Raw genomic sequence first — 16,169 nt, 5'->3', positions numbered from 1 at the left:
ACCTCTCCTCAAACCACGCCTGTTCCACTGCCCATGAGCGATCGGAATTTAGCAATAACTTGCGGGACAGCATCCATAGGTTTTACCAGTACAAAAATAGTATCATCACCGGCCACTGTGCCGATAATCTCAGGCCATTTTACATAGTCAATAGTATATGCAACGGCCTGGGCTGTACCTGGCAGTGTTCGGAGAACGACAATATTCTGGCTATAGTCGATTGCTACGATAGAATCCTGAAAAGTACGCTCCAGACGGGCCTGCGACATAATAATATTCTGTTCAGGTGGAAAAGCATACCGGTACCGACCGTCGCCTGTCGGTACCTTAATGAGCATAAGTTCTTTAATGTCACGTGAAACTGTAGCCTGGGTAACATCAATACCATGTTTACTCAACGCATCTGCCAAATCTTCCTGAGTTTCGATTATATATCGATCAATGATTTCTTTAGTCTTTGAGTGACGTAGAGCCTTCAAGCTGTTCACTCCTTATCTTTTCAATTACATATAGAACCGGCGGGGAATTTTTCTGATTTACCATTGACCAACAGGCAACAGTAAACATTTTTTGACTCAAACTAGTTAAATACTCATGCACGGCCTGGAGTTCCAGTCTGCCATGCTCATAACCGGGATAGGCGGCAATAGTAACCAGCCCATCGGCAGCGAGCAGTTGCAGCGTTTGCGCTATCGCCTGTATGGTAGTATCTGACGAAGTACTTATTGCGTGGTCTCCTCCGGGCAGATATCCCAGATTAAACATTGCAGCGTCCACAGGCTGGTTAATATACTTTGGTATATGGGCGTGACTATCTAAAACAAGGTGCACCTTATAATCAAGCTCATGGTTAGTAAGCAGCTCCTGTGTTTTAGTAAGAGCTTGTGTTTGAATATCAAAAGCCCACACAACAGTCGTATTTGGTGTATTGTCTGCTAAGAATAAAGTATCGTTGCCATTACCGGCGGTAGCGTCAACAACAAGGATAGCAGTAACCAGCTTGGGCCTTAAAAGGCGCTGCGCCATAACTACTGCATTAGCAACTTCCATCTCGATCGCCTCGTCTTAGTTTAGTTCTCAATGTTTCGTAATAGCTCTTGCCAGTAAACCGGATAAAGCGTGCACGAAAAGGCGAGCGCCGGACAACTACAGTATCATCCGGCAAAAGATTATATACTGCTTGGCCATCGACCGTAAGAACGATATCATCATGAGTCGCCTGCATCCGTACTTTTATCTCTTCCCGCTCAGAAATGACCAATGCACGAGAATGCAGCGTATGTGGACAAATAGGTGTAATAACAATAACTTTCAGCTTAGGATTGATAATAGGTCCACCTGAGGATAAAGAATAGCCTGTTGAACCAGTTGAAGTAGCAATAATGAGTCCATCGGCAGGATAGTCGGCAGTCAGCTCTTCATCAATAAACAATTTTAATTTTATCATGCGTGAAAAACCGCCTTTGGCAACAACAATGTCATTAAGCGCTGGCGAAATGTAAATAGGGCTTCCGTTGCGGATAACAACAGCATCTAGCATGAGTCGTTCTTCTATGTAATAATCACCGCGAACCAGCCTGTCTAATGCGGTACTTAGATCAGGCACCTCAATCTCAGTCAAAAAACCCAGATTCCCCATGTTTACGCCACACACGGGGATACCGAACGGCGCAATCTCCCGAGCGGTATTTAAGAGTGTTCCGTCACCGCCTAAGGTAATGCCAAATGTAATATCATTTTTTACGCATTCCAGTTTTCCAGCCAAATTAGTACATTTAAGTTCCAAAGCAGCATCTTCCGGCAAAACCACTCTTACATTACGTTCCTTAAAATACTGCACAATCCACCCCAACACTGTACTAATGCTTTGTTTTTTTGTGTTGGGAAACAGCCCTACAGTCAACACGCCGTATTCCTCCGTCATCCCGTTAAATTGGCATGGGCATCAGCGACTACGGCAGCAATACTTGCCTCGTCTACTGCAGCATTGGTCGGATAATTTGCTAGATACAAAAGATATTCAATATTGCCTTCTGGTCCTTTGACCGGCGAAAATGTAAGTCCTAAAGGCACCAGTGAAAGCGAGCCAGCCATATTTACGACATTGTTAATAACTTCACGATGAACGGCAGGATCCCGGACTACACCCTTTTTACCGACTTTTTCCCGTCCTGCCTCAAACTGCGGTTTGATAAGCGCTACCACTTCCCCCTGCGGGGCAAGCAATGTCTTTATTACCGGCATTACTTTATCAAGTGAGATAAACGCTACATCAATTGATACGAAATCTAATAATTCGCCCAAATCCTCTGGTTTTACATTCCGAATATTAGTGCGTTCCATGTTTATTACTCGCGTGTCTGTTCTAAGAGACCACGCTAACTGTCCGTAACCAACATCAATGGCATATACTTTAGCAACACCATTTTTCAGGGCGCAATCGGTAAATCCGCCAGTTGATGCGCCAACGTCAGCCATTACCTTGCCGTGCAAGTCAAGACTAAACTGATCAAGTGCTTTAGCAAGTTTAAGTCCGCCCCTGCTAACATAGCCAATACTGTCCCCATGAACAGCTATTTTAGCGGTGGTAGCGATAACAGTGCCGGCTTTATCTGACTTTTGGCCATCAACAGTTACCAGTCCAGCCATGATATAAGCTTTGGCCCGTTCGCGGCTGGCAGCCAATCCTTTTTCGACTAATAGAACATCAAGACGCTCTTTTGTACGTTCTCCTGTCATTTCCGCGCTCCAAACTGCCGGATAAACGCTTCGACACTGGCAGCAATTCCCTGGTGATCTAAGCCATACTGAGTCATCAAATAGCCGCGTGGCCCATGCTCAATGTACTTGTCAGGCAATCCAAGCCGTAACACCTTTACCCAGTTAAGGTGCTGTGAATTAACATATTCAAGCACTGCCGAACCAAACCCTCCAGCTAACACATTATCCTCGACTGTAATAATAATACCTATGTCTCTTGCCAGTTGACGGATAACCTGCTCGTCCAGGGGTTTGACAAATCGTGCGTTTACTACACCGGCAGCAATGCCCTTTTCCTCTAAAAGGCCAGCTGCGCTACGACATGCTTCAACCATAGTGCCAACTGCAAGGAACACCACGTCTTTCCCTTGTAAAAGCTCCTCTGCCTTTCCTGATTCAAGTTTAGTAAACTTTGGTTTTAACTCTACGCCAAGACCATTGCCCCTAGGGTAGCGAATAGCGACAGGGGCGTTAAGTTCGGTGGCGGTATAGAGCATATGCCGGAGCTCGTCTTCATCTTTGGGTGCCATGATTACCATATTGGGGATATGCCGCAAAAAAGAGTAATCAAATACGCCGTGATGAGTTGCCCCATCTTCGCCAACAACACCAGCCCGGTCTAACATAAATATAACCGGAAGGTTTTGCAGGCACACATCATGTAGTATCTGGTCATAGCCACGTTGCATGAAAGTAGAATATATGGCAACTACCGGCCGCTTTCCCTGTGTAGCCATACCCGCAGCCAAGGTAACTGCATGTTGCTCGGCAATGCCCACATCAAAAAAACGCTTAGGGTATTTGGCTGAGAACTTTTTCAGCCCTGTTCCCTCAGGCATGGCTGCCGTTATCGCAACAATATCGGGATTTTGTTCAGCAAGTTTGACTAATGTATCCCCAAACACTTGGGTATAGGAGGGGGCGCCCTCTGTTTTTATTACTTCCCCTGTTTCAATGCAGAATGGCCCAACACCATGAAATTTATCAGCATTGCATTCTGCCGGCGCATAACCTTTCCCTTTTTGCGTAAGTAAATGAATAAGTACTGGACCCTTAACGCTTTTCGTTTTGTCAAGCACATCTAAAATCGAGGGAATATTGTGGCCATCAATTGGACCAAAATAGGTAAAACCTAATTCCTCAAACAGCATTCCAGGCACCAAAAAATATTTTAAGCTGTCTTTTACCCGTTCTGCCGTTTTGGCAACACTATCACCTATCGCGGGAATACGGCGCAGTAAATACTCTATATCATGTTTTACTTTCGAATAAGTTGGTGCGGTACGCATTTTTGCTAGATATTCTGACATCGCGCCCACATTTTTAGCGATAGACATCTCGTTGTCATTTAAGATAACTGTAAGATTTATACCGAGATGCCCGGCATGGTTAAGTGCTTCATACGCTTGTCCGCCGGTAAGCGAACCATCTCCAATCACGCCGACAACATTATAATTATCGCCTGACATATCACGAGCCAGTGCTACCCCCAAGGCTGAGGATATTGAGGTACTTGAATGCCCGGCTCCAAAGACATCGTGCTGGCTTTCACATCTTTTAGGAAAACCGCTAATGCCGCCAGTTTTCCTAAGTGTGGAAAACTGTTTGTGCCGTCCGGTTAAAATCTTATGTACGTACGCCTGATGTCCTACATCCCAAATAAACTTATCTTTAGGACTGTCGAATGCTCTGTGGAGAGCCAGTGTTAATTCAACAACACCTAAATTAGGTGCTAGGTGCCCGCCGTTAGTGGACACCGTATGTATAAGAAGCTCGCGGATTTCCCCGGCGAGCTTTTCTAATTGGCCTAAGGAGAGGCTTTTAAGGTCCTGTGGCCCGTTAATGCCATCAAGCAGTTTCCCCAAACTAAGTTCCCCGCTTTCCCTGACAGAAGTCATGTAGGTTGCTATAATGATAATTTCTATTTTTCAAACATATTATAGCATATTTAAATACTAACATTCATCTACAAAATACATAAAACGCGTAAGCAATGAGGGTGCCGTGAACGGCACCGCCCAACACTTCAAGCGGCGTATGCCCTAACAGCTCTTTAAGTCTAGTATCCCGGACTTTGTGTTCCACCCGCATCTCACGTACTAATTTATTAATTACTTTGGCCTGCTTTCCTGCCGCGCGACGTACCCCGGCAGCATCGTACATAACGATTCCGGCCAATACGACGGCTAGGGCAAACAAATCGGAATCAAGCCCTTGCCTAAGTGCTATACCAACAGCCAGACTTACCACTAATGCAGTATGTGAACTCGGCATACCACCAGCACCAACAAGCCGTTCTGCATTAAACGATCCATGCCGCCAGTAAGATGTCATTGTTTTTAAAACTTGTGCCGTAAACCAAGCGGTAATGGCTGTCATCAATATAATATTTTTTCCAATTCCCGCCATAAATTCGGCCATAGTCTACACCTCAGGCTTCACGAGTGATTAAATACTCTACTAAGTCACGCAATATTTCTGCTTCGGATCCGAATCCTATTAAGCTAGCCAGGGCATTATCTACTGCCTTTTGTGCCAGTTGTTTAGCACCGTCCAGTGAGTAAAGTGTTACGTAAGTTACTTTCTGATTCCTCATATCACTGCCAACAGGCTTGCCGATCTTGTCCTGAGTGCCAACCACATCAAGAATATCATCAGTAATCTGAAAAGCCAGACCAAACTGATTGGCATAATTGGTTAGTGCTTCGATTTCATGCTTACTGGCATTAGCCAGCAGGGCCCCTGCCCGCAGCGCCGCTTTAAATAATGCTCCGGTTTTTGCCTGATGCATAAACTCCAGGGTTTTTGCATCAATAGTTTGTCCTTCAGAGGCAAGGTCAACCGCCTGACCGCCAACCATACCGGAAGCACCAGCAGCAGCAGCTATTTCCCTGACTACATTGACTAATATTGCAGAATCAACATTAGGCTGCGACAGCATCGTGCTAAAAGCGGCCGTTAATAACCCGTCACCTGCCAGGATAGCCATGCCGTCACCATATATTTTATGATTGGTAAGTTTACCGCGTCGGTAATCGTCATTATCCATGGCCGGCAAATCGTCATGGATAAGTGAATATGTATGGATCATCTCTAAGCCACAGGCAACAGGCAAATAATTAGAACCACAGCCGCCTACGGCATCCGCCGCGGCCATAAGCATAATCGGCCTCAATCGTTTACCGCCCGCAAACAGGCTATAACGCATAGCATCATAGATTTCAGGCGGATAAGCATCGACTGGCGTATATTGTGAAAGAGCATCGTCAATCAAAATGATTTTATTCTGGCAGTATTGACTTAGTGAATATCGTTCTGTCATAGCAATCAATCAGCCTCCACCAGATTAAGCGGTTTCTCAACCAAACGGCCCTGTTCCTGCTGCAAAATTTTATCCACTTGGGCTTCTGCCGCGTTGAGGCGTTCAAAACATAGTTTAGCATAGGAGATGCCTTGGCCAAATCTATCTAAGGCTTCTTCCAGCGGTAATTCTCCTGTTTCCAGTTGTTTTACAATTACTTCTAATTTGCCAAGAGCGTCTTCAAAACATACATTATTTTGCTTATTACTTGCTTTACTAGCCATTTTTGTCCTCCCTTACCCTAACAACCTCAATGTCCAATCTGCCTTGCCTTAAGATAATCTCCAACTGCTGCCCTGGCGTTACCTGACTGGCCTTGGTTACAACTTGCCCCTCAGGTGTACGTGCGAGGCAATAGCCTCTGGCCAGCACATCAAGTGGATTAAGCACTGAGAGTTTTTCAGTATGTATTTTTAAAGCATGCTGTTTGGATAAAATTATTTTTTGCATTGCTTGTCCCAATCGCTCGACATACAGGTCTGTAAGTTGCTTTTTGTCGACAAAAAGTTTTTCCGGCTGAACAAATACTTTGTTATCTCTGAGCTGTCGAATCACTTGCCGCTGCTCTTTAATGAAAGCCCGAATATTGTTTTCCAGCATAGTTTGCAGTGATTTTATGTACCGCTTCAGTTCATAAACATCCGGTACAACAAGTTCGGCAGCCTGTGAAGGCGTTGCCGCCCGCCGGTCAGCTGCAAAATCTGCTAATGTATAATCTGTCTGATGCCCTACCGCCGAGACAATTGGAATGCTGGATTCAGCAATGGCGCGCACTACGTTTTCATCATTAAAGGCCCACAATTCTTCTATTGAACCACCACCCCGGCCTGCGATAATCACATCTACATTATCAAGGGTGTTAAATGCACGGATAGCCTGTACGATCTGGCCAGGAGCTTCCAGTCCCTGAACTTGAACCGGATACAGAATAAGCGGCATACCCGGGTGGCGTCGTTTGGCAACTGTAATAATATCTCTCAGCGCTGCCCCAGTCGGTGACGTCACTATACCGATTGCTCTTGGCAAAAGCTTGAGCGGCCGTTTACGGCTTTCATCAAATAAACCTTCTGTTGCCAGCTTTTCTTTAAGCTGGTTAAAAGCAATACTCAGCTCTCCTAAGCCATCAGGTATTAACTGGTCGGCATAAAGCTGGTATTGTCCATCCCTTTCAAACACTGTCACCTGACCAAACGCGATTACTTTGAGCCCATCACGTGGTTCAAACTTCAAAAATTGTGCCCGACTTTTGAACATAACCCCTTTTATTTGAGAACCGGCATCTTTAAGCGTAAAATAGCAATGACCTGAATAATGACATTTAAAATTAGATAACTCACCCCTAATAGAAACTGAAACTAGTTTAGTGTCTCTGTCAAACAGCCCTTTAATATATTTAGTTAGGTCGCTAACGGTATATATGCTGCTCATATTTATTCCACCTGATTTATTCACATCATATTTCTGATTCGACACCAGTCGAACCTTAAACGCGTTAATCCGATGACTAAGCCGCCCTAAGACTCCCATCTTCTACCTGTGCCCTGCCAGGGTATAAGCGGGGAGTTAAGAGCGGCTAAATCCCTATATAAGGCTGACTAAACTTCAGGTGGGGTAAAAACCCCACCTGAAGCTAAGTCTCACTTTATAATAATAACCTATAAATGCAAAAAAAACCAGACATAAGTCTGGGTAAAGAATTTTATGGCATTAAAACCTGGAGCCAAAATAGCGTTGCGTCAGATACCCGCTTACACTTCCCACCACAAACCAAAAAAAATATCCGGGCGGAATAAGATGCCCAACAATTGAGCCAATGACTGCACCTGCTAAAATATAGGGTACCATGGTGTCACCTCCCGGCATATGAGTTTATGTATCATATGCAAAGGAGGCAGCGATGGTGAATTATAAGAGAATTTATCGAGAGTTTTGCGCAAAATAAGCAGCGCCGGTTGCATTATCAGGGCTATAAATATTGTCAGGAAAGTACAGCCTGGCCACACCGGGACGTTCCAGGTGCTCTAGAAGATAGTGCCTGATAAATCTGTTTGCCATTACCCCGCCCACCAGTAATACCTCAGTGAGCCCAGTACTTTTAACCGCATATTTAACCATAGCCATCACCGCTTTGGCAATAGAAAGTTCCACTCCGGCAGCAATTGCCCCAGCGTCAGTACCCTGCGCAACAAGCTTGCGAACATGGGTCTCAGGGCCAGTAAAACTAACAGCGGCTTCCCGGACGCATACTGGTATGCTTACAGCTTGGTCATGATGTGACGCAGCAAGAGCTTCCAGTTGAGGCCCGGCAGGAAAGGGTAACCCCAGAAGAACCCCAACACGATCGACTAGTTGTCCGGCATGAATATCTTGGCTGCAGCCAATTATTTCCAGTGACAATCTTCTTGAATTCGTTAAGCTTCCATCAGATGACACTCGCACAATTTCAGTTGTACCGCCAGATAAATGGACAGCGAGAAAATTCGCTGACTTAGGACCGCCTGCCGACCATATGCCGGCAAAAACGTGGTTTTCCTGATGACTAATGCGATAAAGCGGTACATTATGACTGAATGCCAGTGCCTTAGCATAGCCTTCTCCGACGAGAAATGCCGGCATATAGGAGTCAGGCAACGGCCGGGGAAAAGCGGACACACCAATGGATTTAAAAGATACTGGCCGAGGAATATTACAGCAGGCCTCAGCAAACAATTCCGGCATGTTGCGTGTATGTTGAAACACCATTTCCGATTGCTGAAGCCCCCGGCTACCAGCTTTGACCTTTAAAATTCTCCGGCAATCAGCTACTAGTTGTCCCAGCTCATTCAATATAGCTACTGAAGTAGTATAACAACTAGTATCTATTCCTAACGAATAGTTCATGACAGCCCTTTGTTTTTTACGATTGACCCCAAAATTCCGTTAATAAACCGGCTTGAGTCCTCAGTACCAAAAGTTTTGGCCAATTCAACAGCTTCATTAATGGCGACGCCTGGCTGCAGTCGTTCGTTACTATATTTCATTTCATAAATAGCCATCCGGGCTATATTACGGTCAACACCCGCCATGCGTTCAATCTTCCATTCCCGTGACAACTCTGATATGTATTCATCAATTGCAGCTAAATTGTTGTATGTGCCTTCTACCAATGACTTGGCGTAGAGCTTGGTATTCTCATTAATATCTTCTCGCTCACAAAATACAGAATTAAGCGCTTCATCATTGGTAACGCCTGCGTTAAAATCTAATTGAAATAATGCTTGAACAGCCATTTCACGGGCCTTTCTACGGCTCATAATTTCCCTCTTTCTAAAGCTCCTACCGATTATATCCAGGAGGCAGCAGCTTATCCAATATTTCCATAATATCTTCTTTTTGGTCAATGCGTTTACCGACTATATAACCGGCAACAACACATAAAACTACAAATAGTGTACGAAAAAAACCAAAAGTTATGACAAGGATGCCAAACCCAAAGCCAAATAGCATCCCAAGAAGTTTACCGCTATGGTGCTGCCAGATTTCCTCCAGTAGTTTGGAATTCAATACTGTCACCTCTATTCGACACGCTGTTTAGCTTTGAAATCATTACTGATGTTCTCTACGGTAACCTGGACGTCAGCCAGTTCTACCCCCACGGTGTTTTTTATATACTCATGGACACGTTTCTGAATTTCGCCAGCCACAGTCGGTACATGACTTTCCGGGCTAACTACCGCTTTGATTCGAACTGTAATCCCCTGAGCGGACAGCGCCACATTTACCTTAATTCCGCGTACACCGCGTATGTGCCGTACCACCTTCTCCACCAAATTTTCCACCGCATCCAGGGAAATATGCACATCTCCTATATCATTATGATGAACAATGGTATCTTTGGCTTTACGGGAGCGAAGGCCGGCCAAAAGCAGTCTGATGCTCACTAGAAAAAATACCGCTCCAACCAGCGAAGCTTCCCATTGACCATACACGTATGCAATGCTTGTCCACGCCAATTCCAAAGGAATAAGGCGTAAAGACAGGAGAATAACAGCAAATGATAAAACAGTCAATAAAAATGTGTAAATAGACAGGATAATGCGGTCAATGATCCCCATAGTGCTCTCCTTTCTTTGGCCTCTCCCAATTATCTTACCCTAATGTCTTCTTCTTTACCTTCTGGAGAAAATCCTACGCCTTGAACGTGAATGTTAACTTCGACAACATCAAGGCCTGTCATGGATTCAATCCCCCGCTTAACGTTTTCCTGGACTCTTAGCGCAACATCGGGGATGCGTACGCCATATTCAACAATGATATATAGATCTACTGCCGCCTCGCGTTCGCCGACCTCAACCTTAACCCCTTTGGAAAGATTTTTTTTGCCCAGCATCTCCGCAATGCCACCGACCAAACCAGCACTCATCCCGGCAACTCCGGTAACCTCGGTGGCCGCAAGCCCGGCAATTATACCAACAACTTCATCAGCGATCCGAATAGAGCCAACATCATTATGCTCAGTCTTTTCCATACGCTCTCTCTTTTCCATTCCAACCCCCCCAAAATTACTTAGCTACTACAATCTATTACATAGACAGATATCTTATAACTTTATTATTATACCAAGCTTTTTCCAATTTTACAATTTGGGTGAAAAAATAAGAGGAGCCTTTGAGCTCCACTTATGGTTTAGCGCTAACAGTAACATCTTCAGGCTTAACCCCTGCAATGCGGCAAATCACTTCAGCCACTTGGACAACTTCTTCCCGCGTAAGGGCTGTCGTCTTAACGACTGCGCTTACTGAGTTATCCCGGACAAATACCAAGGCATCCCCAAACCCCTTAGCTTTGATTAGGTTTTCCATTTCTGCTTCTCGCTGCTTTTCCAAGGTCATTTTTAGAATGGTTTCCTGAGCCTGGTGTTTAGTATCGTCGGTTTTAGCATTTTTTATAATTTCTCGTAAGAGATCTGATCGCTCACTTCTGATCTTATCTCTTTCAAGCCGATATTCAGTAAAAAAATCGGGAGCCATTACTGGCACAACCTGATCGGTAATGACCGGTTTTGTCACCTGCATAGCATTTGATCTGTCTGCTCTTGTCTGTCGCATATCCTGAGCATAGTTCCAAGTGCCGCTGATAAGTAGTGAAAGTATGCCTGCTGCCACTATAAATGCAGCAAATTTACCTACTTTATTTAAAGAAAAAACCGAGAATATTCTCATGCCTCTCTACCTCACTTTCTCTGCGGCAATACTGTAATTTTATACGAAGGAATCCCTAATCCAGATTCCACTGCTCTGGTAAGATTGGCCTTAACTGTTGAATCATAGGCTCCTTCTGCTACTATCAGTACGCCTTTAATCACTGGCTTGTATTCTCGTACCATCACTGGCCGATCAGCGCCGTTTTCCTTGCTTAATAATACTTGTTCAGACTCTTTAGTCTCAGTTGTTGTACGAATGCCGCCCGCATTATCCTTTTCCTGCACTGTTTTTGTCTCTTTGGTAATATTTTTGGCATGCTCCTGCATACCGCCAGTTTCTAATATTACACTCACCGATACAGCACCGGCTCCCTTAATCTGAGCCAATAAATTAGATAATTTGCTTTCCAGCGCTTCTTCGTAGCTGCGGCTGACAGCCGGTGCTACTTTGGCAGTTTCAGTAGGAATATATTGTTGAGGTTTTGCTGAAAACGGTTCATATACACCCCCAACTACCAGCAGCATAATTCCAAGTAATCCAAGCCATATCAGCCTAGCGTTTATCACACCATCTTTTAAGAGTTGACCAGGCACAACCTTTTTCGCTCCAGACAGCCATCCCTTCAGCGAAGTTCCTAACGCACCCATACACGCTTAACCTCCTATTTTATCTGTTTAACCTCAACTTGGCCAGACTTAAGCTGATATAACTCAGTCACCACCCTTTTCACCTTGTCAGTTACTGCTGGCGATAGCTTGCCTGACTCTTTAGCCGCTTCGGCTGCATTTGAGCCAATAGCAATCTTAGCAATTTTTCGTTCATCAGCAGTAAATCCCGGTTCAATATACACTACTACACCGTTAATCTTTCCCACAGTCTTATTGCCTGACTGAGTATCATCGGCAATAACTACTGTTACTTTAGCATCAGCCACGCCGTCGATGGCCAGTACTGTTGCCCTAATTTGCTTGGATAAATCTCTGGCATACAACTCACGGGCTAGTTGATCGCGTTTACCAGCGACATGAGTGGCTGTGCTCAAAATCTCAGCATCAGATAAACTACTGCCAGTCCGGGCTAATGCCGGAAGTTGGTCTGCTGACAGCCTGTTTTCTATAACGCTGATAACAGGATTTAAAATGGCCAGCATGACAAACAAACCCATAATCACCCTTATAAAGCGCTGCATACTGTTATTGGGCAGCAGAAGCTCTAGAAATGAGGCAAATAATACCACATATATAATACTTTTAACCCAGATAGTAATAGAAGCTATCATATCATCACCTACCGCAAAAGGCTTCTCTAACGCAGCATCATGGCAACACTGCCGGCACCGATAATCATAGTAACTACCAAAAAGAACATCAAGGCAACTGTCAATAATGCGCCAAACACTAAGAGCAGGTTATTCCCCATAGCATCAAGACACTTGGCCATTTTTTCGTCACCCATAGGTTGAATCAGCGCCCCGGCAATCTTTATTACTATGACCAGCGAAATTAGTTTAACCAGCGGCAGTGCACAGATCAGTGTAATTGCTAGTACTCCGAAAATGCCCACCGCGTTTTTTAACAGCAGCGATGCACCCATAACTAGTTCAACAGTGTCAGCAAACATTTTACCCACTACAGGTATAAAAGTTGCAGTTGCATATTTTGCGGTTCTCAACGTCAAGCCATCGGCAACACTGCCAGCTACCCCCTGGATACTAACGATACCAATAAAAACTACCAGTACTAATCCCAGTGTCATCATTCCGGCCTGCTTAAGTACTCCGGTCAAATTGCTAAGCTTATAGCTGCCGGAAAGATAGTTGACACATTCTAAGACGGCTGTTAAGAACAGTAGCGGTAGAATTATGTCTTTGACAACAACACTTGTTACGCTTACAACCAGCAGCATAAGTGGAGTAAGCAGCGCCGCTGATGTTAGTGCACCTACTCCGGCTAGGAGTGATAGTAATAATGGCAGCAGCGCCTCCATAAAGCCGACCATATTACTTACAGTCTCTCTAGCTAGTATCAGGCCTTGATAAAAGGCACTCAACGCGATCACAGATAAAAAGATAAAGCATACACTATACGCCAATAATGAAATAGCTGACTGCTCAAATGAGTTTTGCAGATTTTGCAGCAGAGCGCATAACACCGCTAAGAATAGAAGTTTGCCCAGAAGGTGAATATTTGTGGCTATTTCTTTAAACAGATAGGAAATAAACTTATTCGAAATGGTCTGCCAGTTAAACGCCAGGCCTTTAGTCGCTATGTCTTTGATTGTTTCAGGAGTCAATAAAGGTATTTCTTCGTTTAGTTCTTTATTAATAACCTGAATAAAGTGATTGACATGATTAACTGATGTGTTCTCAAGCAAATCGATTGGTAATTCCGGACTTGTATCAGTCGCCGCCCAAGCGATATTACTCCAAAAAATACAGATAATCGCTGTAATGATTAATTTTTTCACGTGCACTCCACCTTAAGGAATGAGTCTCACGATGGTTTCCAGTACCAAGGCAATTATTGGTACAGCCATAACCATGATTAAGATTTTGCCGGCAAATTCAATTTTGCCGGCCACTGCGCCTTCGCCGGCATCCCGGCACACCTGGGCACCAAATTCTGTAACATATGCAATCCCAATAATTTTGAGGATAGTATTTAAATACATTTGGCTAATGTTGGCCTTTTCCGATAAATCGCGAAATAAGTCCAGCACAACATTAAGCTTACCGAGCACCATTAAAAAGATAATAGTCGACAGTGTTAGGCCAAGCTGTACGGCAAGTTCGGGCCGCTGTTGCTTAATAATTAAAATTAAAAGAGTAACGACAAACCCTAGCCCAATAATTTGTATGATTTCCATGGCGTTTACACCCCTTAGAACAGCTTAAATACATCCTGAACGGTGTTAAACAGTCGGCCCAATAGTTGCACTACCCATAACAACACCATGGCAAAACCGGCAAGGGTACATAAATGAGCCATGTCTTCTTTACCGGCCTGTTTTAATGCTGTATGAAAAACTGAAATTAAAATACCCACTCCGGCAATTTTAAACAACACATCTATTCCCATTCCTCACTCTCTCCTCTCTTATATAAGCAGATAACCGTCCTTATACTAAAACTATGACTACTGCCAAACCCCCACAAACGCCTAAATAGCGATACATTTTAACGTTTTGATCACAAAGCTTTTCAGCTTCATATTGAATTCTGGACAACTGCTCATGCACTAAATCTAAAGATTTGTGTTGTTCTTCCCGGTTCATACCGCCTAAATTTGCACTAAATACAGCCAAAACTTCCTGTTCTGGCTTGCTTAAAACAAGCCGATCTGTTTCTTTCATAGCCTGGCTCATGGCAGCCTGCGGAGTAAGCCAGCCATTTGCCAATAATTCTGACATAGTATGAAACAAATTGGCTACCGGCCCGTTAATGCCGCCGGTACACTGGGACAAAGCTTCAGGCAGCGGCACTGCCACGTAATTAATGTGAGATTTAAGGGCAGACAAACAACTGATAAGCTGCCTGATTTGCCTCGGACGTTCCACATAACGCGCCGCTAAACTAAATCCGATGCAAGCCCCTGCAGTAACAACCATTAAACTTCCGAGAATCTTTAACCACATACCTTCACCTCATTCAAGCAGGTATATATCACTTTTCCTTGCCGGGAATCGAAAATTTCCTCAACAGTGCCTGGTCCTGACCGATTGCTTAATATAACATACCGCTCAAAAAAATTTTCTTTTACTAACTCGCCAACGTAAGGTCGGCTATGCAATTCATCAATTGTCCGGCTATGGGCAGTCGCAATAACGCTTACTCCAGCACAAACGGCTTCACGTACAGCGGCGGCGTCTTCTGCGCGTCCTAACTCATCAGTGGCAACTACTTGCGGAGCCATAGATCTAATGAGCATTAATAGTCCATTAGCCTTAGGACAAGCGTCAAGTACATCGACACGCGGCCCTAAGTCTACACTGGGGATACCATTTTGACAGGCCGCGATCTCTGAACGCTCATCAACCAATCCGATTTGTACGCCAGCAATACCCAATATAGGGTTACCTGTACTCAGTTGCCGGATTAAATCCCGCAAAATTGTTGTTTTACCACAACGTGGCGGGGAAATAATTAAGGTACTGAACACCTCGTTTTGCTCTTTTGATTTTACAAACGGAAGAATACGGTCAGCACAGCCTGGTATTTCTCTTGCCAAGCGAATATTCAATGAACTTATATTTTTGAGCGTCTTGACTGTTCCGTCAAAAGTTGTTGCCTGTCCAGCTAAACCAACCCGGTGCCCACCATTGATGGTCAAATACCCCTGCCGTAATTCCTCTTCAAAAGCATAGACCGAGTTTTTGCATATTAGCTGAAAGGTTCTGTTAAGATCTTCACCACTGCAGCGATAGGGCTGCGTTCCCCCCTCTGCTTGACTGGGCTCTGCCACCGTTATGTCATGATTGCCCAACACCAATTGCAGCGGCTGGTTAACTCTGATACGAATCTCAGTGACCTTATGCAGCTGGCTACCAGGCAATGACATGATTAACCTTGCAATGTGCAGGGGTAAAACAGGGTAAATATGTTGGTTTAAGGTAGTTTGAATATTTTTCATGCGTCTTTCATCCTTATTTATTTGTGGGGCGACTTGTCTCAAGTCTCAACGCTTCCCTTTCTTTACATAGATATGTGTTGCGAAATTAATTTATGACAAAAAAAACTACGGCAGACCAATTAACTAACAGGAGTAAATGACTCCCCTGTCGAATTAGATATTATCTGATTTGATGGGGGTTTTTGCATGCCACTACCGAAGAATCGAATAATTCCCGAACGGAAGATTAACTATCGA

Annotated in this window: 23 protein-coding genes; all 23 read right to left on the bottom strand. The window is 44.3% G+C overall.

Features of this window, described 5'->3' with window-relative positions:
* Positions 1 to 8: 8 nt before the first annotated feature.
* Complete coding sequence (gene argR, locus VN447_RS19215; RefSeq protein WP_325527319.1) at positions 9 to 479, bottom strand: arginine repressor; 471 nt, start codon at positions 477 to 479, stop codon at positions 9 to 11.
* Complete coding sequence (locus tag VN447_RS19210) at positions 451 to 1,050, bottom strand: class I SAM-dependent methyltransferase (RefSeq protein WP_325527317.1); 600 nt, start codon at positions 1,048 to 1,050, stop codon at positions 451 to 453. Before VN447_RS19210 ends, argR begins: the two co-directional genes overlap by 29 nt.
* A complete protein-coding gene (locus tag VN447_RS19205) occupies positions 1,037 to 1,906 on the bottom strand; it encodes an NAD(+)/NADH kinase (protein WP_325527315.1) in 870 nt (289 codons plus the stop codon). Before VN447_RS19205 ends, VN447_RS19210 begins: the two co-directional genes overlap by 14 nt.
* 14 nt (positions 1,907 to 1,920) lie before the next feature.
* Entirely contained in the window at positions 1,921 to 2,739 is an 819-nt protein-coding gene (locus VN447_RS19200; protein WP_325527313.1) for a TlyA family RNA methyltransferase, read from the bottom strand.
* Positions 2,736 to 4,658 carry a 1-deoxy-D-xylulose-5-phosphate synthase gene (gene dxs, locus VN447_RS19195; protein WP_414714929.1) on the bottom strand — a complete coding sequence of 641 codons (1,923 nt, stop codon included), beginning with the start codon at positions 4,656 to 4,658 and terminating at the stop codon, positions 2,736 to 2,738. Before dxs ends, VN447_RS19200 begins: the two co-directional genes overlap by 4 nt.
* A gap of 64 nt (positions 4,659 to 4,722) precedes the next feature.
* Positions 4,723 to 5,181, bottom strand: a complete 459-nt coding sequence (locus VN447_RS19190) for a divergent PAP2 family protein (protein ID WP_325527309.1) — start codon at positions 5,179 to 5,181, stop codon at positions 4,723 to 4,725.
* A gap of 10 nt (positions 5,182 to 5,191) precedes the next feature.
* On the bottom strand, positions 5,192 to 6,082 hold the full coding sequence (locus VN447_RS19185; RefSeq protein WP_325527307.1) for a farnesyl diphosphate synthase: 891 nt from the start codon (positions 6,080 to 6,082) through the stop codon (positions 5,192 to 5,194).
* A gap of 5 nt (positions 6,083 to 6,087) precedes the next feature.
* A complete protein-coding gene (gene xseB / locus VN447_RS19180; RefSeq protein ID WP_325527305.1) occupies positions 6,088 to 6,345 on the bottom strand; it encodes an exodeoxyribonuclease VII small subunit in 258 nt (85 codons plus the stop codon).
* Complete coding sequence (gene xseA, locus VN447_RS19175; RefSeq protein WP_325527303.1) at positions 6,338 to 7,549, bottom strand: exodeoxyribonuclease VII large subunit; 1,212 nt, start codon at positions 7,547 to 7,549, stop codon at positions 6,338 to 6,340. The genes xseB and xseA overlap by 8 nt, the downstream gene beginning before the upstream one ends.
* Positions 7,550 to 7,828: 279 nt before the next feature.
* Positions 7,829 to 7,966: a hypothetical protein gene (locus VN447_RS19170; protein ID WP_325527301.1), complete on the bottom strand. Its 138-nt coding sequence runs from the start codon at positions 7,964 to 7,966 to the stop codon at positions 7,829 to 7,831.
* A 72-nt stretch (positions 7,967 to 8,038) separates the two neighbouring features.
* Positions 8,039 to 9,001 (bottom strand): O-sialoglycoprotein endopeptidase, encoded by a 963-nt coding sequence (locus tag VN447_RS19165; protein ID WP_325527299.1) that lies wholly within the window; start codon positions 8,999 to 9,001, stop codon positions 8,039 to 8,041.
* The gene (gene nusB, locus VN447_RS19160) at positions 8,998 to 9,414 is read right to left on the bottom strand and encodes a transcription antitermination factor NusB (RefSeq protein WP_325527297.1); all 417 of its coding nucleotides are present in this window, start codon (positions 9,412 to 9,414) and stop codon (positions 8,998 to 9,000) included. The genes VN447_RS19165 and nusB overlap by 4 nt, the downstream gene beginning before the upstream one ends.
* Positions 9,415 to 9,436: 22 nt before the next feature.
* A complete protein-coding gene (locus tag VN447_RS19155; protein ID WP_325527295.1) occupies positions 9,437 to 9,673 on the bottom strand; it encodes a DUF2273 domain-containing protein in 237 nt (78 codons plus the stop codon).
* A gap of 2 nt (positions 9,674 to 9,675) precedes the next feature.
* Positions 9,676 to 10,215, bottom strand: a complete 540-nt coding sequence (amaP, locus tag VN447_RS19150) for an alkaline shock response membrane anchor protein AmaP (protein ID WP_325527293.1) — start codon at positions 10,213 to 10,215, stop codon at positions 9,676 to 9,678.
* A gap of 29 nt (positions 10,216 to 10,244) precedes the next feature.
* Positions 10,245 to 10,646, bottom strand: coding sequence for an Asp23/Gls24 family envelope stress response protein (locus VN447_RS19145; protein ID WP_325527291.1), 402 nt, complete (start codon positions 10,644 to 10,646; stop codon positions 10,245 to 10,247).
* A 133-nt stretch (positions 10,647 to 10,779) separates the two neighbouring features.
* Positions 10,780 to 11,322 (bottom strand): SpoIIIAH-like family protein, encoded by a 543-nt coding sequence (locus tag VN447_RS19140; RefSeq protein WP_325527289.1) that lies wholly within the window; start codon positions 11,320 to 11,322, stop codon positions 10,780 to 10,782.
* A gap of 11 nt (positions 11,323 to 11,333) precedes the next feature.
* Positions 11,334 to 11,951: a hypothetical protein gene (locus VN447_RS19135; RefSeq protein WP_325527287.1), complete on the bottom strand. Its 618-nt coding sequence runs from the start codon at positions 11,949 to 11,951 to the stop codon at positions 11,334 to 11,336.
* A 14-nt stretch (positions 11,952 to 11,965) separates the two neighbouring features.
* Positions 11,966 to 12,583 carry a stage III sporulation protein AF gene (gene spoIIIAF, locus VN447_RS19130; RefSeq protein WP_325527285.1) on the bottom strand — a complete coding sequence of 206 codons (618 nt, stop codon included), beginning with the start codon at positions 12,581 to 12,583 and terminating at the stop codon, positions 11,966 to 11,968.
* A 26-nt stretch (positions 12,584 to 12,609) separates the two neighbouring features.
* A complete protein-coding gene (gene spoIIIAE, locus VN447_RS19125; protein WP_325527283.1) occupies positions 12,610 to 13,770 on the bottom strand; it encodes a stage III sporulation protein AE in 1,161 nt (386 codons plus the stop codon).
* Positions 13,771 to 13,782: 12 nt separating this feature from the next.
* Complete coding sequence (spoIIIAD, locus tag VN447_RS19120; protein ID WP_325527281.1) at positions 13,783 to 14,169, bottom strand: stage III sporulation protein AD; 387 nt, start codon at positions 14,167 to 14,169, stop codon at positions 13,783 to 13,785.
* A gap of 14 nt (positions 14,170 to 14,183) precedes the next feature.
* Positions 14,184 to 14,381 carry a stage III sporulation protein AC gene (gene spoIIIAC / locus VN447_RS19115; protein ID WP_325527279.1) on the bottom strand — a complete coding sequence of 66 codons (198 nt, stop codon included), beginning with the start codon at positions 14,379 to 14,381 and terminating at the stop codon, positions 14,184 to 14,186.
* A gap of 40 nt (positions 14,382 to 14,421) precedes the next feature.
* Positions 14,422 to 14,937 (bottom strand): stage III sporulation protein SpoIIIAB, encoded by a 516-nt coding sequence (gene spoIIIAB, locus VN447_RS19110; protein ID WP_325527277.1) that lies wholly within the window; start codon positions 14,935 to 14,937, stop codon positions 14,422 to 14,424.
* Positions 14,928 to 15,932 (bottom strand): stage III sporulation protein AA, encoded by a 1,005-nt coding sequence (gene spoIIIAA / locus VN447_RS19105; protein ID WP_325527275.1) that lies wholly within the window; start codon positions 15,930 to 15,932, stop codon positions 14,928 to 14,930. Before spoIIIAA ends, spoIIIAB begins: the two co-directional genes overlap by 10 nt.
* Positions 15,933 to 16,169: the final 237 nt, after the last annotated feature.

It is taken from the genome of Sporomusa sp., from assembly GCF_035561155.1.
Lineage (GTDB): Bacteria > Bacillota > Negativicutes > Sporomusales > Sporomusaceae > Sporomusa.
The sequence above is the reverse complement of the archived record's forward strand: the minus strand, read 5'-3'. Positions and strand labels throughout refer to the sequence as shown.

Excerpts from the sequence above, each read along its gene's own strand:
- VN447_RS19210 (WP_325527317.1), bottom strand. The coding sequence starts at position 1,050 with ATGGAAGTTGCTAATGCAGTAGTTATGGCGCAGCGCCTTTTAAGGCCC.
- VN447_RS19200 (WP_325527313.1), bottom strand. The coding sequence starts at position 2,739 with ATGACAGGAGAACGTACAAAAGAGCGTCTTGATGTTCTATTAGTCGAA.
- dxs (WP_414714929.1), bottom strand. The coding sequence starts at position 4,658 with ATGACTTCTGTCAGGGAAAGCGGGGAACTTAGTTTGGGGAAACTGCTT.
- VN447_RS19190 (WP_325527309.1), bottom strand. The coding sequence starts at position 5,181 with ATGGCCGAATTTATGGCGGGAATTGGAAAAAATATTATATTGATGACA.
- VN447_RS19185 (WP_325527307.1), bottom strand. The coding sequence starts at position 6,082 with ATGACAGAACGATATTCACTAAGTCAATACTGCCAGAATAAAATCATT.
- xseB (WP_325527305.1), bottom strand. The coding sequence starts at position 6,345 with ATGGCTAGTAAAGCAAGTAATAAGCAAAATAATGTATGTTTTGAAGAC.
- xseA (WP_325527303.1), bottom strand. The coding sequence starts at position 7,549 with ATGAGCAGCATATATACCGTTAGCGACCTAACTAAATATATTAAAGGG.
- VN447_RS19170 (WP_325527301.1), bottom strand. The coding sequence starts at position 7,966 with ATGGTACCCTATATTTTAGCAGGTGCAGTCATTGGCTCAATTGTTGGG.
- VN447_RS19165 (WP_325527299.1), bottom strand. The coding sequence starts at position 9,001 with ATGAACTATTCGTTAGGAATAGATACTAGTTGTTATACTACTTCAGTA.
- nusB (WP_325527297.1), bottom strand. The coding sequence starts at position 9,414 with ATGAGCCGTAGAAAGGCCCGTGAAATGGCTGTTCAAGCATTATTTCAA.
- amaP (WP_325527293.1), bottom strand. The coding sequence starts at position 10,215 with ATGGGGATCATTGACCGCATTATCCTGTCTATTTACACATTTTTATTG.
- VN447_RS19145 (WP_325527291.1), bottom strand. The coding sequence starts at position 10,646 with ATGGAAAAGAGAGAGCGTATGGAAAAGACTGAGCATAATGATGTTGGC.
- VN447_RS19140 (WP_325527289.1), bottom strand. The coding sequence starts at position 11,322 with ATGAGAATATTCTCGGTTTTTTCTTTAAATAAAGTAGGTAAATTTGCT.
- VN447_RS19135 (WP_325527287.1), bottom strand. The coding sequence starts at position 11,951 with ATGGGTGCGTTAGGAACTTCGCTGAAGGGATGGCTGTCTGGAGCGAAA.
- spoIIIAF (WP_325527285.1), bottom strand. The coding sequence starts at position 12,583 with ATGATAGCTTCTATTACTATCTGGGTTAAAAGTATTATATATGTGGTA.
- spoIIIAD (WP_325527281.1), bottom strand. The coding sequence starts at position 14,169 with ATGGAAATCATACAAATTATTGGGCTAGGGTTTGTCGTTACTCTTTTA.
- spoIIIAC (WP_325527279.1), bottom strand. The coding sequence starts at position 14,381 with ATGGGAATAGATGTGTTGTTTAAAATTGCCGGAGTGGGTATTTTAATT.
- spoIIIAB (WP_325527277.1), bottom strand. The coding sequence starts at position 14,937 with ATGTGGTTAAAGATTCTCGGAAGTTTAATGGTTGTTACTGCAGGGGCT.
- spoIIIAA (WP_325527275.1), bottom strand. The coding sequence starts at position 15,932 with ATGAAAAATATTCAAACTACCTTAAACCAACATATTTACCCTGTTTTA.